This is a genomic window from Gottfriedia luciferensis (assembly GCF_001712755.1).
In the GTDB taxonomy this organism is placed as follows: Bacteria; Bacillota; Bacilli; order Bacillales; family Bacillaceae_G; genus Gottfriedia; species Gottfriedia luciferensis_B.
The window spans coordinates 299,264-315,519 of the sequence record NZ_MDKC01000013.1 but is presented as its reverse complement, the minus strand read 5'-3'; the positions used below and the strand labels follow the sequence as shown (position 1 = coordinate 315,519).

General features: G+C 31.9%; 13 protein-coding genes and 1 riboswitch. Of the genes, 5 read left to right on the top strand and 8 right to left on the bottom strand.

The features are described from left to right. Nucleotides 1-323: 323 nt before the first annotated feature. Together BED47_RS11725 and BED47_RS11720 are read right to left on the bottom strand one after the other, a co-directional pair. Nucleotides 324-941: a lysozyme family protein gene (locus tag BED47_RS11725; protein WP_025569083.1), complete on the bottom strand. Its 618-nt coding sequence runs from the start codon at nucleotides 939-941 to the stop codon at nucleotides 324-326. A 715-nt stretch (nucleotides 942-1,656) separates the two neighbouring features. Continuing rightward, on the bottom strand, nucleotides 1,657-2,955 hold the full coding sequence (locus BED47_RS11720) for a TcaA 3rd/4th domain-containing protein (RefSeq protein WP_069033805.1): 1,299 nt from the start codon (nucleotides 2,953-2,955) through the stop codon (nucleotides 1,657-1,659). 246 nt (nucleotides 2,956-3,201) lie between these two features. Between BED47_RS11720 and BED47_RS11715 the strand changes: the two genes are divergently transcribed. After that, entirely contained in the window at nucleotides 3,202-4,584 is a 1,383-nt protein-coding gene (locus BED47_RS11715; RefSeq protein ID WP_069033804.1) for a M48 family metallopeptidase, read from the top strand. A gap of 108 nt (nucleotides 4,585-4,692) precedes the next feature. On the opposite strand, the gene BED47_RS11710 is transcribed toward BED47_RS11715, so the two are convergent. After that, nucleotides 4,693-5,286 carry a YARHG domain-containing protein gene (locus BED47_RS11710; protein ID WP_069033803.1) on the bottom strand — a complete coding sequence of 198 codons (594 nt, stop codon included), beginning with the start codon at nucleotides 5,284-5,286 and terminating at the stop codon, nucleotides 4,693-4,695. Nucleotides 5,287-5,471: 185 nt separating this feature from the next. Beyond that, nucleotides 5,472-7,121: a PQQ-binding-like beta-propeller repeat protein gene (locus BED47_RS11705; RefSeq protein WP_069033802.1), complete on the bottom strand. Its 1,650-nt coding sequence runs from the start codon at nucleotides 7,119-7,121 to the stop codon at nucleotides 5,472-5,474. A 281-nt stretch (nucleotides 7,122-7,402) separates the two neighbouring features. Between BED47_RS11705 and secA2 the strand changes: the two genes are divergently transcribed. Together secA2 and BED47_RS11695 are read left to right on the top strand one after the other, a co-directional pair. Continuing rightward, nucleotides 7,403-9,787: an accessory Sec system translocase SecA2 gene (gene secA2 / locus BED47_RS11700; protein ID WP_069033801.1), complete on the top strand. Its 2,385-nt coding sequence runs from the start codon at nucleotides 7,403-7,405 to the stop codon at nucleotides 9,785-9,787. After that, the gene (locus BED47_RS11695) at nucleotides 9,771-10,679 is read left to right on the top strand and encodes an accessory Sec system S-layer assembly protein (RefSeq protein WP_069033800.1); all 909 of its coding nucleotides are present in this window, start codon (nucleotides 9,771-9,773) and stop codon (nucleotides 10,677-10,679) included. Before secA2 ends, BED47_RS11695 begins: the two co-directional genes overlap by 17 nt. 93 nt (nucleotides 10,680-10,772) lie before the next feature. Here BED47_RS11695 and BED47_RS11690 read toward each other — a convergent pair whose 3' ends face one another. Further along, complete coding sequence (locus tag BED47_RS11690; protein ID WP_069033799.1) at nucleotides 10,773-11,306, bottom strand: competence protein ComK; 534 nt, start codon at nucleotides 11,304-11,306, stop codon at nucleotides 10,773-10,775. Nucleotides 11,307-11,587: 281 nt separating this feature from the next. Here BED47_RS11690 and BED47_RS11685 point away from each other — a divergent pair, with 281 nt between their 5' ends. Continuing rightward, entirely contained in the window at nucleotides 11,588-12,133 is a 546-nt protein-coding gene (locus tag BED47_RS11685; RefSeq protein WP_084006878.1) for a sigma-70 family RNA polymerase sigma factor, read from the top strand. Nucleotides 12,134-13,082: 949 nt separating this feature from the next. Beyond that, nucleotides 13,083-13,213: riboswitch (cyclic di-GMP riboswitch) on the top strand. A gap of 235 nt (nucleotides 13,214-13,448) precedes the next feature. Next, entirely contained in the window at nucleotides 13,449-13,769 is a 321-nt protein-coding gene (locus tag BED47_RS11680) for a helix-turn-helix domain-containing protein (protein WP_069033798.1), read from the top strand. A 98-nt stretch (nucleotides 13,770-13,867) separates the two neighbouring features. Here the strand turns inward: BED47_RS11680 and BED47_RS11675 are convergent, their stop codons facing one another. Genes BED47_RS11675 through BED47_RS11665 form a run of 3 tightly spaced genes read right to left on the bottom strand, consistent with a single transcriptional unit; the run spans nucleotide 13,868 to nucleotide 16,223 of the window. Continuing rightward, a complete protein-coding gene (locus BED47_RS11675) occupies nucleotides 13,868-15,049 on the bottom strand; it encodes a hypothetical protein (protein ID WP_069033797.1) in 1,182 nt (393 codons plus the stop codon). 26 nt (nucleotides 15,050-15,075) lie between these two features. Beyond that, entirely contained in the window at nucleotides 15,076-15,648 is a 573-nt protein-coding gene (gene lepB, locus BED47_RS11670; RefSeq protein WP_069033796.1) for a signal peptidase I, read from the bottom strand. Further along, nucleotides 15,648-16,223 carry a hypothetical protein gene (locus tag BED47_RS11665; protein ID WP_069033795.1) on the bottom strand — a complete coding sequence of 192 codons (576 nt, stop codon included), beginning with the start codon at nucleotides 16,221-16,223 and terminating at the stop codon, nucleotides 15,648-15,650. The genes lepB and BED47_RS11665 overlap by 1 nt, the downstream gene beginning before the upstream one ends. Nucleotides 16,224-16,256 lie beyond the last annotated feature (33 nt).

The window sequence follows — 16,256 nt, the reverse complement described above, 5'->3', positions numbered from 1 at the left end:
CTTCCCATTTTTTTCATGTATCAAATTTTCCTTTCTTACCCTTTTTACATTTAAACCGTAGAATAAAACAATCCAATTCTATTAAACTAGTAAAATTAATAAACTATAATTTTTTTTAAATGAAATTAACAAAAAATTACACTAAAATTAAGTATAAGTCATAAAATGTCGGAATTTGAATTGTTTTTTCAATAATTATATCGGTAAAAAAAGGAAATTGTTTTATTTTATCGAAAGGACAACCATTTTGTAATTAAATTGACACAATTCTAGAATAAAAGTTAAAAAGTCCATAAAGAAGACATTTATCTCTTCTTAATGGACTATGGTTTTCCTACTATATTATTTTTAAGCGGAACTAAAATCTCGAAGTACTTTGTTTTCTTCATTACTTTTTGACTATATGTGAAGTCACCATAACAATATGGATATCTGAAATTTTTCTTATTATTATTACACGTATAAAGCTCAGGATTCTTCTCCACCATCGATAGAGAATAAGTTTTAGCAAGTTGATCTGTATGTTTACCTCCATGTGTTTTTACAAAATCAATATAAGCAATCCCCATATTGTAACTTTGTATTATGGTTTGTAAATCAACGCCTTGCTTTTTACCATAGGAATACACGTCTTTAAAGTGTGATACCCCTTGTTGTATGCTTTTTGAAGTATCTTGAATACTATCCTTTGCTAGCCCTAGTGATTCTGAAGCCTGCATTGGATCTTTTCCTTTACCCTTCGTTTCTTGCATCATTAGTCCTAGTAATAAAGGTGTATATTCTTCTAAATTAGACGTCTTTAATTCAGTGTAAACTTGTGTTTCATACTTCAATACATCTTGGAAATAGTAACGATAGATCGCAAATAACCCAATAATTGATATCAGAAGTGTAAATAAAAGAAGTTTTTTAATAAATTTCCACATTCTATTCTTTTTCATTACCTCCAAACATTTCTCTTTAATACATTATAACGAATATTCTTATTTAAAAAAGCAATGTGATAAAACTACATATATTTGACATTAAAATGTGAAAAAAGAAATATTTCTTATAATAATCATTTAATAAGGATTGTGCTCTTTTAATCTCAGTTTAATAATTGTGGAATCTTCCAATTCGAATTCAAAAAAAGAGCCCAACTTATTTGGACTCTTTTCACGCTATAGAAAAACAATCTTACCAATTTAATTATCAAATTTACGTAAAGGGGTAGGATGATGTTGATTTCCACTTCAGGGTGCTCGCTTTCCATGGGGCGAGACCTGAGCCTCCTTGGCAAGCCTGCGGGGTCTCAGCCTTCCCGCTTATCCCATAGGAGTCGAGCACCCCTCCGTTCCAATCAACTTATTCATCATAAAAAAGCCTAAAATAAAAACCTAATCAAATAGCCTTTACTTAGCGTATACTAGATAGTTGTTTGTTAATAAGTTTCAGTCAAAAATATCACTTGTTTTTCTAAAGATTAGCTCATAAATATATTCAACTTCTCAAGAGTATCGATTACTAGAGTTTGTTGATATTAAAAAACTGCTCAAACATACTAATCATAGAATAAATTATATTATCAATAAGTTTCACTTTATATACATTTGACGCTTTTATATTTCAACACTCTAAAAAGAGTCCAACCTAAATTGAACTCTTTTTTACAATTTACTTTATCTCTTTTACTTCTATTATACGATCCATTTTTAATTCATCTTTTTCTCTTGAGAAGTGGTAAGTAATTTCAAATGATTTCATTTTAGTTTTACCATGTTTATCAGTTATCTCATATGACTCATTTGTTGTAATGATCATACCTGAATCATCTTGCTTTGAATTTTTCATAGAAAAGCTTGTGAGTTTTTGCGTTGTATCTTTTTTCTTAATTTTGTCTTGATATTCCTTAGACTGTAAGAATGCTTGGCCATTTTGATTAAACAAGCCGTTGATTAGTTGCTTTTCTTCTAAATCAGAAGAAGGCTTAGGACTTGGTAAATACTTATCAAAAAATCGTTTAAGTCCAGCAAAGAAACCATCTTTTTGATCTGTAGTGTCTTGATTTTCTACTGGGGTATCAAACATTAAATCTACATATTTTCCTGTTACCGGAATATCATCCGTTTTAAATAATTCACCATTCTTTTCAATTTCAGCGTGAACTACTGTTTTACCATTTAATAAAAATGGACCAAAGCGGTCTAGTTCACTTACTTTTTGCCCCGTATCTTTTCCATTTACAAATAGTTCTGCCTCAGGTTCGTTTGAATAAATTTGGACATAACTAACATTAAAAGTTAATTCTTGTGATAACTTATTTTTTGAAGCAGACGAAAAATCTATATCAACTGAATCCTTAACATCACTATAAACACCTTTATATGAAACAGCCATAGTGTACTTTCCAGGTAAAATTTTGTGGTATGTTGTTTCATATTCGTCTTTATTCAAATGAGTAATATGATTATTTAATTTTAATTCAATGTCATCAATTGGCGAAGTAATCTTTAATTCGAATGGTTGGGCACTTATTAAATACGTTTGATAAATCCCTAAAAATTTACTACCCTTTTTAATTGAAAGTACATAATTTCCACGACCATCTATTAACTTACTATTAATTACTTTATTTTTTTGAACCATATCGTCTAATTTATCTAATACATTATAGCTATTTAAGTAATCCATAAATGCGATTACCGATTCTTCATCTAGGGATGCCCCGGTACCGCCTTTTTGTAACATATGTGTAACTTCTTTAAAATTATTATCTGACACAGCTTTATCAAAAATCTTCACTAATCTTTTAGGCGAATTTAAGTAATTTAACGTTAAATGTGTAATTAATATCACGATAATTGGTATTAAAATAAACATCCATTTTCTTTTAAAACTAGGTATTCGTGTTTTTCGCATTGTTCGTATACCCGCTCTTGACAAGGAATTTTGTTCTCTTAACTGAGTTTCCATTTATTTTTAACTTCCCCTTAAATTTTCATTCTATTATAGTGCATGTTTTTAATATATAAATTGAATCTAAATAAATACTTAAAAAAGTAAACTATAGTCTATCATACTATTTTTTATTTAAAGGGTAAAAAGAAATTTTTTTATTATTTAGTGGCAGTAATTGGTTTCATTTCTCTTAAATATATGTATGACATCCTTTCCATTTACTTGTTAAACTATAGGAATTGAGGTATAGGAGGAGAAAAATTGAAGCCGTTAATTAATAGGAAAGAATCGATTTATTTTATATTACTTTTACTTTTAAGTATTCCAATTTATTTTTTACTTATTTTAAGTGTTGTTGGTCTTATTATTTTAGGAATTTTAATTGTTTTACCACTCTTTGCCCATTTAATTTCCACTGCCCACATACGTATAAATGGCGTTAAGATTACTGAGAAACAATTTCCAGAGGTATATTTCAGAACAAGAGAAATTTCAAAGGAAATGGGTTTTTATTTTCTACCAGATGTGTATGTAGTCCAATCAGGAGGACTATTAAACGCCTTTGCTACGCGATTCTTTGGACGAAATATGATTGTTTTATATTCAGATCTATTCGAAGAGATTGAATCAAATCCAAAAGTAGTTGATTTCGTGATTGCACACGAACTTGCACATATTAAACGAAACCATCTTCTAAAACAGGCTTTAGTATTGCCTGCAAATTGGGTTCCTTTTTTAGGCTCGGCATATTCCCGTGCATGTGAGTATACAAGCGATCGAATGGCTAGTCATTATATAAATGATTTTGAAGCATCGACTCAAGCACTTACAATGTTAGCCGTTGGTCGGAAATATTATCAACAAATTGATCAGCGTGAATATTTATTAAATAGTAGTAATGAAAAAGGCTTTTTAATTTGGTTAAGTGAACGATTAATGTCCCATCCAACTTTACCTAAACGTATTAACGCTTTGCATCATTTTAATAATGTAGAAAGTGATATTAAATTTAAAACACCAAAACGCGTATACGGAATTGCAGTAATTGTATTCGGTTTGTCATTCGGGGTTATAGTCGGTGCAGGTTTATTAGTAGAAAAAGCGATTCCGCTAGCACAATCATTCGTTGATGGCTTTTTAGCTGCGGAAACACCATTAACGCAAGCAGTACTTGATAACGATATTGAACAAGTTAAAAAGTTAATTGACGAAGGAGCAGACGTAAATGAATTGAATGATAACTACGAATCTCCACTTCTCAAAGCTTCATATACTGATGAAGATCATCTTAACTTGGAAATTTTAAAGTTATTACTTGATAACGGAGCTAATCCTTCTATAGGAGATGCAGATGATTGGACAATCTTACACGCCGCTGCTTCTATGGGAGACAAGCAAGCAATTGACTTACTACTAAAATACGGGGCAGATATAAACCAGCAAGACAGTTCAGGAGAATCACCTATTTTTGATACAACTTATGAAGTTGATGATGTAAAAACATTCCAGTATCTAATAAAAAAAGGTGCCGACTTATCAATAAAGAATGTGGAAGGAATGACAGTAAAAGAAGTAGCTAAGAAAAATGGAGCAAAGAAAATCTTAAAATGGTTAGATAGTCAAGTAACCGAGATTAAACTTTAAGACATACTCAAGTATTTCCTTATCAAAAAGCGTCAGTAAAAAAGCAAAGTTCATCAATCACTGAACTTTGCTTTTTTACTAGCTTTTGATGTAACTGTCATTTTCCAACTATTCCCTAGATTTAATTAAACTTAAATTATATTTTTCAACATCATTAAGCTCTCCGCCATATGCTGGATTAGGTTTATACCAAGACTTCGAGCTGAAATAAATCGTCAAGTCACTAGATTTAAATACTAAACCATGCCTAGCATAAATCTCATTTCTAGCTAAACGCAATTCATTAGGAGCTAATTTTATTAGATCTGCATTCGTTAGTTTTCTACTATTACTTTCCGGTAAAACATAATCTTTTGATTGCTTTTCTTCATCGGTGACTTTTGTTTCCTTAGAAGTCGCTTCCTTCTTAGTTGTTTCTTTAGCAACTTCCTTAGTTTTTGTTTCAGTCGCCTTTTCACTCTTTGCTTCTTTTTTTACTTCCTTATCCGCTGCTGCCTGTGTAGAAGCATTTTGCGGATGAATATTACCTTCATTCATTATTTTTGGGTAAACATAAAAAATTGCTGTAGCACCAATTATAAGTACTCCAGCTATCGAGAGTATTAACGAAAAATATCGTTTACTACTTAAACCATCATCCTTATTCTTAAGTTTTCTATGTTCTGAACGACTTTCAACATTGTTTTCTGCCTTATTAGCCAAATTCTTTCACTCCCCTGATACAGTTATAAATAAATACACTTATCATATTATCTAATCTATTTGCTTAAAATCCAATTCTTTTAATAGAAGTTTAATACGTTATTAACACAATTGAAAAGACTTTATCAAATAAACAAGAAATCCCTAGCTCCGCAAACGGAATTAGGGATCATTCATCACTATAATTATTTAATATTGACGCTAATATATTTACCTCCTCTAGTTCCAACAATTACTTGTTGTCCAACTACAACTGGAGACGCCTCAATATTTGCACCTAGATTGATCTTATTAATAATTTTTCCGCTACCACTTATTAAGTACAGGTTACCAACGGAATCACCTTGAATGAAGTAAGCTTTATTGTCCTTTGTATAAACCGCTACTGTAGATGACCAAGCATAGTTTGGTAACTCTAAATGCCATTTTTCTTTCCCCGTAACAGTATCATAGCTAATTAACAAGCCCCCATTCATCCTTTTATACCTTGAAATATTAAAGATAACCTGCCCTTTTAATGGCCCGGTTCCAACAATTGGCGTCGCTAACAGTCCACCATTAACAGGATGATTACCTTTTATCGAATAACCGGGTATCTTCTTCTCCCAAATTACTTTACCAGTAAGCCCATTTAACTTTTGAATGCGTGCATAGCCTTTAGTTCCTTGTTTATCGATTTCAGAACCTGTGTATAAAAACGGTGTACCATTTGAATTCTCTATGACAATTGACGCATCCGTATCATCATATGCATTATTTGCCCAAATTGGCCTTTTCTTAATAATATCCAGCGCTTGAATACCACCACCATTATCGGCGAAGTATGCAATATTTTTAAATACCGCTACTGAATTTTCAATACCTTGATAAGAATTATTTTTAAGTTTATATCGATATTTTGAAATTACTGGAGAAATTTTTATCTTTTGAGCCTTTGGATCATATTTAGTATTTAGTTTTATAAAATAAACTAGTCCATTTTCCCCGCCGACTAACATAGCATCATCTTCACGGTTAAATAACGCAGAGCCATCAAAAGCTCCCCAACCGCGAAAAGAATAAGAATCAATTCCTGGAATAAATGCTAATTGAGAGCCATCAATCAGACTAAAAATCCTCATACCTATTTTTCCGGTTTGTGGTATACCTTGTCCAACATATAAAAGAGGATAACCACGTGGATCAAGAGCTACACTACCCTTAATTGGATTTTGAATATTAATTGGATTTCTTGTTTTCTTACCTGTTGCTAAGTCTAAAAAGTAAACTCTTCCATCTAAAGATCCATAGACTACTTCTTTAAAATTTGACTTTGTTTTAAATTGAGAATATAAATTCATAATTTTTTGTTCTTGTGGTTTCCATTCAATTACACTAGGTTGGCCAGTCCATCCTGATCCCCCGCCCCATCCAGATGAAGAAGAAGTTTGAAACGACCAGCTCTTAACTAACATTTGCTTTGAAATAATTGTCGTTCCCATCGAACCGTTATTTCGGAAAGGTCCGCCTCGAAAGCTCAATATTCCATTAATCGTTTGATACTGCTCTGGGAAAGGCCTCGTAAACACTTTTGTACTATTACTGAAACTATACGATAAGTTTTTACTACTTGGGAGTGGATTCAGTTGTAGTGCTTCCCATTTTTTTGTTTGATTTGTCTCAACCTTTTGAAGTGTCGATTGCTCACTACTCTTTTGATCTGTTGCAGCTTTTACTTCATTATTACTTATTAAATTGGTCTCATGTTTTGTGCCTCTATGTTTCAACGATGGTGAACTAAATATACTTGTTAAAAGTATTGCAGCAGAAAAGATTATTCCGATCTTTGTCTTCAATTAAGCTCTCTCCCTCATATCTTAGTAGACTATTAATATGAAACTACTAAGATTATATATAATAGGAAGTAAGCAATTTGTCACATTTTGAAATTAACTAGTTATTTTTACTTAAAGATTGATCGCTTCATTTTGATTCCTAATGATTTTTACTTTAGTATTAATAATATAATTTTCAATCTTTTCTATAAATTCCCACTATTTACACCTTGAGTCCCGTAAAACTTATGATACATTTAAAGAAGAGGCTTGATAGATTACCAGCTCAGGAGGGAACACCCTTGATCCAGACTTTGCAAAAAATTATTGGCAATCGAAAATTAAAAGAGTATGAAAAAGTTGTTCAAGAGATAAATACAAAAGAGCCATTCTATGAAAGTCTTCTAGATGAAGATTTGCGTAAATTTACTGATCTATTAAAGCAAAAAATTTCTAATAACGAAGCCGTTACTCATGAAATTACAATAGATGCTTTTGCTCTAGTACGTGAAGCATCAAAACGTGTTTTAGGGATGCGCCCTTATGATGTTCAATTAATTGGTGGACTTGCATTACTAGATGGAAATATTGCTGAAATGCCTACTGGGGAAGGAAAAACATTAGTTTCTTCATTACCTGCCTATACTCGTGCGCTTGAGGGAAAGGGCGTGCATATTATTACCATAAACGAATATTTAGCCCGACGCGATGCGGATCAAATTGGGCAAATTCACAAATTTTTAGGTCTTACAGTAGGTTTAAACATTCCCAACTTAACTCTAGAGGCTAAAAAAGCTGCTTACAATGCAGATATCACTTATGGAATCGGAACAGAATTTGGTTTTGATTATTTACGAGATAATATGGTTACTTCTTTAGTTGATCAAGTTCAACGCCCATACCATTATGCAATTATTGATGAAGTCGACTCAATATTAATAGATGAAGCAAAGACACCATTAATTATTGCAGGAAAAAAACCCGCACAGTCACACTTATACTCGCTTTGTGCACGCTTTATTCGTACGTTTATAAACGATAGGGATTATTTTTTAGATCAAGAAACTAAAGCAATTACTTTAACTGAAAAAGGGATCTCAAAGATTGAAAAAGCCTTTATGATTGAAAATTTATATGACCTAGAACATACAACGCTTTTCCACTATGTTCATAACGCATTGCAAGCCGATTTAGTATTCCAACGCGATGTTGATTATATTATTCAAGAAGGCGAAATTAGACTAATTGACTTATTTACTGGCCGAATTATGGAGGGACGCTCATTAAGTAACGGTCTCCATCAAGCAATCGAGGCAAAGGAAGGGTTAAAAACAACTGAAGAAAATCATACGGTTGCATCAGTAACAATACAAAATTATTTCCGGATGTACCCAATTCTTTCTGGCATGACTGGAACTGCAAAAACGGAAGAAAAGGAACTCCTACAAATTTATAACATGGAAGTTATTCGAATTCCTACTAATAAACCGGTAATTCGTATTGACCATGAGGATATTGTGTTTGAAAAAACAGAAGAAAAACTCAGAGCAGTTCTAGAAGATGTAAAATTACGACATAAAAAGGGACAACCAATTCTAATTGGAACAGCCTCCATTCGTCAATCTGAAGTACTCGCAGAATTATTAGAAAAAGAATCGATAAAGTTTCAGCTCCTTAATGCAAAAAATGTTGAAGAAGAGGCAAAGATGATTGCCATAGCTGGGCAAATAGGTATGATTACCATTTCAACCAATATGGCGGGTCGAGGGACTGATATCTTATTAGCTGAAGGTGTATCAGATTTAGGGGGTCTTCATGTAATTGGAACCGAACGTCATGAAAGTGAGCGCATTGATTTCCAATTAAGAGGGCGTGCAGGGAGACAAGGGGACACTGGTTCATCTCAATTCTATCTGTCATTAGAAGATGAATTATTTGTAAAATATAATCCAGAAAAGCTAGAGAAATTATTTAAGAATCTACAGGCTGATCAATTTGGTAAAGTACTAAATTCTACGATCCAAGACTTTGTTTCATCTACACAAAAGCTCTGTGAAGGAAAACAATCTTCAATTCGTGAATGGCAGCTTAAATTAGATGGTGTTGCAAATGAACATCGACGTATTATTTATAAATTAAGAAATAACTTGTTACAAAATGAAACTGGTTTAGACTGGTTTATTGGTCAAGCTGAAGAAACTGTTAATCACTTATTAATGCAATTCTATCCTAAAGATAGTACACCTGAAGATTGGGATCTACTTGAAGGAAAAATAGCACTTGAACAACTTATACCACCACTTCGAATAGATATTGAACATTTTAATACTGAACAAGAGATTTGGCATAACGTTAAAGAAGCTTTTTCAGTATATAAAGATGTATTAAGCGGTATAGAGGAAGAGAAAAAAATAATACTTATTAGTATTTTAAAAAGCACGGCATTAAGTACGATAGATTTATATTGGACTGAACATTTAGAGCATTTACAACAATTGATTGAGGGGATACACTTAAGACAGTATCAACAAGAAGATCCAATCCGACTATATGAATTTGATGGATTTACTCTGTTTGAACATACTTATAACTCGATACAACAAGAAATATCAGCAAATCTTGCTTCAACATTCCAAGAATTATCTTGTCCACAGGGGGTAGAAAAACAAAATGTTATCATCGATTAAGCGTTTATTACAAAAGGGTAAAGATTCAACAGTTTCATCGAGTGATTTATTGCAACAAACATCTACTGATCAAGCAGTTCAAGTTGAAGAAAATGAAGTGGTTGAAATTTTTCCTAAAATTTCATTCCATCCATTAATGCATATTGAGGATGAAAAGCGTTATGTTTATCAATTTTTAAACAACGAGCTTTCTCCTTTAAAACCAAATCAATTATCATTATCTGCAATCGAACTTGAAACTAATGATGACGGAAGTGCAACTGTTACAGCATTTGTTCGTAACAGTTTAGAAAAATTAGTTCGTTTAGAAGATGCTATTCTATTATTGATTAGTGAAGAAGGAGAACTATTAGCTAAAAAAGGCTTTAGACTAGAAGAGCTTGGCGAAATGCCTCCTTGCAGTAGCCGCCCATGGCGCTTTGTTTTTGAACGAGAGTATTTACTAAAAGAGGACTTGCCTGAAAAAGGTTTTGAGTTAGCATTTGATTTATCAAAAACTATCCACCGATTAGATATAGATCCAACATGGGAAGGTCGACTTACTGAAGAACAAATTACAGAATTAAGCAATCTTGTAAATTCTTTACCTAAATTACGTATAAATGAAGTGAGCTTACATGCTTTACGAGCAAGCTATAATGAAGAAGGCAACTTAGGCGTTAATATTTTAGTTCGAAATGGATCAACACAAGCTGTTAGTCTAGAATTACTACCACTGGAAATGTTAAATGAGAATGGCGAAATAATTGCGAAAGGCTTATTCACACTACCTCCATTAACAATCCAGGCAAATACGAGTAAACCATGGACATTTATCTTCCCTAAAGAACTAGTAGAAATAAATGCGTTCTCACAATGGACAATTAGAATTCCTGAACAAGAAGTTATTTAAGGCATAATTAAAGAATAGATTCACAGTGTTTAAAGCAGGATTTACGATCAATAAGATCTTAAGGCCTGCTTTTTTGTATTTCTTGCCTCTAGCCTACCCATCAAAAGAATATCCTTCTATTAATTCCTTAATCATCATTAACTTTTCTTCATCTGATTTTAGTTTATATTCCACTTTCTGACTTAAATACATACTAATAATCTTTGTTGCTTTACTAACTTGTTTATCAAAAATGTAATAAGAAATTGAGAATATCCTCTCTTCTCCATTCCTAAACTGTATTCTTGTTTTTCTTTTTTCTTTTATATATTTATTTATTTGGATAAAATTTAGCCATTTGCAAGATATGTTATTTTGCGAAGATGTAGGAATCATAATAATAGATAATGTGGGATTAATCATAAGAGGAATCTTTTTCATAGTTGGGTATTTACTTTTTACGACTTCGAGATGACCTTTAATAGATTGATTATGGTAGAGGGCTGATTCTTTCAAGATTACTTTCATTGGCCGCTTTGAATAGATCACTCCTTTGTTTTTATCTGTTATTTTGGTTAAATACTCTGGATGATCCGCAGCTTCAATCAGCATTGTTTCATACGATACAACATAATCTAATTTTGACATATGTGCCTCCTTTGAGGATTTTTTACATATCGATTATACCAAAATTATCTTTTCTTATTTTTGAAACTTCTATGACCGTTTTTCCAGTGTTTAGTAAACTTTACTTCTTTTAAAAATATAAATAGATAAGGTTTCATTTCATTATTTCTGGCAAATTTAACGTTTTAAATTCAATACTCACGTTTCACTCTATTTTATTTATTCTTAATTGATGTATCCAAATATGATATATTTCTTATATTTTTATATAGTTACTTCACCGCGGAATACACTCAGGGGGCATGCCTTTAAGAAAGGCAGTAAGCGTGAAATATAGTGAAGAACATGTAGACTATCAAGTTGTTTCAGGAAAAATGAAGCCAAATACATTCGAGGAATGCTTAAACCAGTATTCCCGAATGATAAAAGCAACTATGAAGAAGTTACATATATATAAAAATTTTGATGAATATTATCAAATTGGTCAAATAGCATTATGGATGGCTTATCAGCAATATCAAACTGAGAAAGGGAGTTTTTCAAGTTATGCTTATATTACAGTAAGAGGCTATTTATTAAACGAGCTATCCAAAGCAATTAAATATGATGAAAGAAACGTATTCTCCGAGCAAGGTATAGAAGATTTAATACATTTTGATGAGGCATTTCCACTTGTTAATTTTAAGAGTTTTCTAGATGGAATTTCCCCCTTGCAGAAGCAAATTCTTATTGAACGTTTTTATTTCAATCACGAATTTCCTCAAATTGCAAAAAATTTAAATATGAAAGAATCTAGTGTACGATCTAGTTATCGTTATGCATTAAAAAGATTAAGAGATTCAAAATAAACTTTTAAAAATAAAGTAATCTATTTATTGGTTACTTTCAGATTGTTGAAATAAAAAATGGTCAATAGGGAAAACGGACATTAAATGAACATTTATTAATGATGAAATTATCATTTTTTGGATGATCTACTAATGGTTTTAACTGTTAATATGTTTGAGCAGTTTTATGATACCAATAACAAAATTCAATTGATTGTTTAATTAATGTTCGATATTAATTCTTTCAAACTGATTAATAAACAGCTGTTAGGTTACTTTAAGTAAAGGCAATTTGATTAGATTTTATTGCAGACTTTTTTCGATGAATAAGTTGATTGGAGCGGAGGGGTGCTCGACTCCTATGGGATTAGCGGGAAGGCTAAAGACCCCGCAGGCTTGCCGAGGAGGCTAAAGAATCTCGCCCCATGGAAAGCGAGCATCCTGTAGTGGAAATCAACATCACTCTACTCCTTTTACGAAAATTTGGTAATTTAATTGACAAGGTTGTTTTCAGCAACATGAAAGTAATCTATTTATTGGTTACTTTATTTTTTAGTTTAAGTTTATCTATCCAAATTCCAATCAAATCCAAATAAACCATTACTTTCCTCCTACTTTTACAAATTTCAGAACTATGCCATTTTAAGTAGAACTTCATACATTTTTTAACGTAATCTTCCATTTTGGCCTACTCTAGAATATTATTCTAAAATTACTAAGTTTTTCCAGTGTTTTTTTGGTATTTCGACATTTTTTTTGTATATGTCGAAATGTTTTTCCTTAAAATTTTTCCTTTTATTTCAAATGTAAAAAAACACCTTGATTTATCTAATGTTTTTAATATAATTGAAATATTATTAATATTATTGTTTTTTTTGAAACTACAAATTACTACAAACTATGTATTGGATTCATTATATAATTGTTATATAAATTTTTTGAAAATTGTAATAAATCAACCAGAACTCTCTCTAGAAAAAGGCAAACCAATTGAGAGATTGGGACGCAAAGCCACTGATCTTAGTTGTAAATACAGTTAAAAAGAACTAGTTCACTGTATTTTTTTATTATCAAACGGACTAAGATAGCAGGGTTACCTAGGTATTTTATACCTTAATTTTAGGAGGCTATTATCCATGTACAGTCAATTGGAAAAACATTCTGCCGAATTAAACTGGATCGACTTACTTCTAGAGTGCATTGAAGTAGGCATAAGTCCTGATGAAGTGCGATCATTTCTTTACAATTGCGTTAAAGATTCATGTCAAAACTAGGATAACTACTCCCTACTATGATATACTTTTTGTAATAGTCAAAAAGATATGGAGTAGCTTATATGATTGGAGAACGAATTAAAAAACTACGTTTACAACATGGAATGTCACTTACAGAGCTTGCAGAACGTGCTGGTATCGCAAAATCTTACATAAGTTCGATTGAACGAAATCTACAAAGCAATCCTTCAATTCAAGTACTTGAAAAAATTGCTGGCGTCTTCAATACAACGGCAGAAAGCCTCCTGAAAGATGATATTGATCCAACAAAAATTATTGATTCTGAATGGATGGAAATCCTTCAAGAAGCAATTAATTCAGGTATACCAAAAGATGAATTATTAAAATTTATTGAGTTTAATAAGTATAAGCAAGGCAAATAAACCTTCGAATTAAAATGTTTCCATTTTAATTTGAAGATTTTTTTTCACACAAAAATAAGAAGGGCGCACTTCAAAATGAAGAGCGCCCTTCTTATTTTTTATTTACGTAAATCATACTTTAGAGAAATGTTATCGATATAACCAGCATCTTTACTAGAGCTGCCAGATTTATCCTTAGCATAAGTAAGTTTTAACACATGTTTACCTGGTTGAATAGTAAGTTTTTTATTTGTCCAATGGTTATCTGTACCTGATTCACTAACTAGTACATTGCCATCTAATGAAATCGTTAAGATATCTTTATCTAGTTGAGAAAGTACTAAATAATCAAAAGATAGGAATGCGTTATAGGCATTATCTGGTACATTAATTGTTACTTCAGCAGTAGAAGAACTATTATTAGGAATGTTATTGCTAATTAAATAATAGTCAGTTTTCCCATCTACTTTTGAATTAATTCTTCCCCAATCACCAGCAATTGAAAATGGTGAACTTGCACTTTCAAAGTCTGCTAGAAAACTATTTTGGGGAGTATATAATCCACTAGCTAAAGAATCTAAATCATTAAGTGTATCATTTTTAATAGATGTAGCTTTATTAGCTAGAGCTGTTGCTTTCTTAAGCTCTAATTGATCTGTTGCAGCGTTAATAATATTTGTTACTCTTTTTATTTCATCTGATAAATATGTTTTTACAGTTGCATCAGTCGATTTTTTTTGCTCATCAATTAGTTGTCCTAAAGTTACTTTTGCAGCATTTATAGCGTCTTCTAAATCATCAAGCGCCTTAGCTTGTTCAGCAGTAATTTTTTGTTGCCCATTTGAAACTTGTGAACTAAAGTCAGGTTTTAACCCGTTAACTTCACCTTCAACTCCAGCAGTAATTTGAGCATTTAATTGTGCTACTAGCTGCGAAAATTGGTCTGTAGTATTTTGATTAATTCCAGGTAAAGCATTGTTGATTGCTTTAATATGCTCATCTGACTGACTGTTAATTTTATTAACACCAGCTTGTTCTAACTCGCCTTGTTTATTATTAACGCCGTTTTCTGTATCAGAAGCATATGCATTTAATTTATTCTTTAATGCCCCAATCATATCTGAAGTTTTTGAACCTAATGTGCTACTAACCGTTGACTTCGCATCATTTAATAATTGAGCTGCATAATTTGTAAATAACTCCCCGGCATTAGTAGATGCAAACGCCAAACTAGAAGATGTTAAGATTCCAGCAGCCAGTATTCCAACTGCAATTTTCTTTTTCATTGATTTTTTTTCCATTTTCTTTCGTGCCTCCATTAGACAGATTACACTTTAAGTGGTTTTGCTATTTTATGAATAGGTAAAATTGAAACAAGTACATAACCTTTAATGTCATTAATAGGTATAAATCCAAAATCTTTACTTCGACTATCGAAGCTTATTCCCGGCTCTCGATTATCACCAACAACAAATATCTTGTTTTTAGGAACCGTTATTTTATCCATATCTTCAGAAGTTCCATTTGTAGAGATTTCTTGAACCGGTTGGTTATTCACATAAATAATTCCATTTTTTATAAAAACTGTGTCCCCAGGAACTCCAATTATTCGTTTTACAACATCAAATCCTTCTGCTCTTAATTTCATAATCGCAACATCTCCAAGTTCAGGATCATGAGTAAAACGCGCTAATTTATTCACAAAGACTACATCCCCATCGTTTAAAGTAGGGTACATTGAAAATCCACTAACTTTTGTAAGTCCAACTGTGTTTAGTAAAATAACTAAAAGAATACTTAAAATTAGAAAGAACCTCAACCATTCAAATAATGACTGACTAAAAGTTTGTACGTTTTTATCTTCCACCGTTTTTTGTTCTTCAATTTTTGAAGCATTCATTACTGTTGTCCTTCCCCGCTAGACTGATCTTGGCTGTTTGTATTTTGTAAATCATCATTTTTGGAGTCAGATGTTTCGTTGGATTTATTCCCATTATTTGAGTTCACCTTAGGAACCTGCTGTTTCATTTCTTCTTTTGCTTGTTCCTGAGCGTTCTGTATAATTTTATCAATTCTCGCTTTTGCTTCTTGTACATCTTTTTCGTTCTTACTATCAATTTGTTTAATCAATTGATCTCCATACTCTTGAAGCTCCGCTTGAGATTCTAAGCTTTTTTGTGTCGCATATTCTTGTATTTCATCAGCAGATTCTTTAGCTTTTTCTTGCACCTCTTGAATTAAGCGTGCTTTTTGCTTAATAGACTCTGCTTCGGTCATTCCAATAATATAATCACTTGCTTGTTTAGTTTGTTGGCTTGTCCATGCAGTCATCGCTGCAGGTAAATTTGTATCGGCAAATGAAAACGTCGTTGCAACGAGTAAACCACCACTTAACGTAACAGATCCAATTAAAAGCTTTTTAAATTTTTTAGAGACCCATGTTTGTTTTTCTGTTTTTTCAGTATGATTCTGCATAATTTACCTCCTAATGACTACATGAAAAAAAAC

What these genes read in the sequence shown, in the direction of transcription:
- BED47_RS11725 (WP_025569083.1), bottom strand. Translation starts at nt 941, where the DNA reads ATGAAAAAGAATAGAATGTGGAAATTTATTAAAAAACTTCTTTTATTT.
- BED47_RS11720 (WP_069033805.1), bottom strand. Translation starts at nt 2,955, where the DNA reads ATGGAAACTCAGTTAAGAGAACAAAATTCCTTGTCAAGAGCGGGTATA.
- BED47_RS11695 (WP_069033800.1), top strand. Translation starts at nt 9,771, where the DNA reads ATGTTATCATCGATTAAGCGTTTATTACAAAAGGGTAAAGATTCAACA.
- BED47_RS11690 (WP_069033799.1), bottom strand. Translation starts at nt 11,306, where the DNA reads ATGTCAAAATTAGATTATGTTGTATCGTATGAAACAATGCTGATTGAA.
- BED47_RS11685 (WP_084006878.1), top strand. Translation starts at nt 11,588, where the DNA reads ATGCCTTTAAGAAAGGCAGTAAGCGTGAAATATAGTGAAGAACATGTA.
- BED47_RS11680 (WP_069033798.1), top strand. Translation starts at nt 13,449, where the DNA reads ATGATTGGAGAACGAATTAAAAAACTACGTTTACAACATGGAATGTCA.
- BED47_RS11675 (WP_069033797.1), bottom strand. Translation starts at nt 15,049, where the DNA reads ATGGAAAAAAAATCAATGAAAAAGAAAATTGCAGTTGGAATACTGGCT.
- lepB (WP_069033796.1), bottom strand. Translation starts at nt 15,648, where the DNA reads ATGAATGCTTCAAAAATTGAAGAACAAAAAACGGTGGAAGATAAAAAC.
- BED47_RS11665 (WP_069033795.1), bottom strand. Translation starts at nt 16,223, where the DNA reads ATGCAGAATCATACTGAAAAAACAGAAAAACAAACATGGGTCTCTAAA.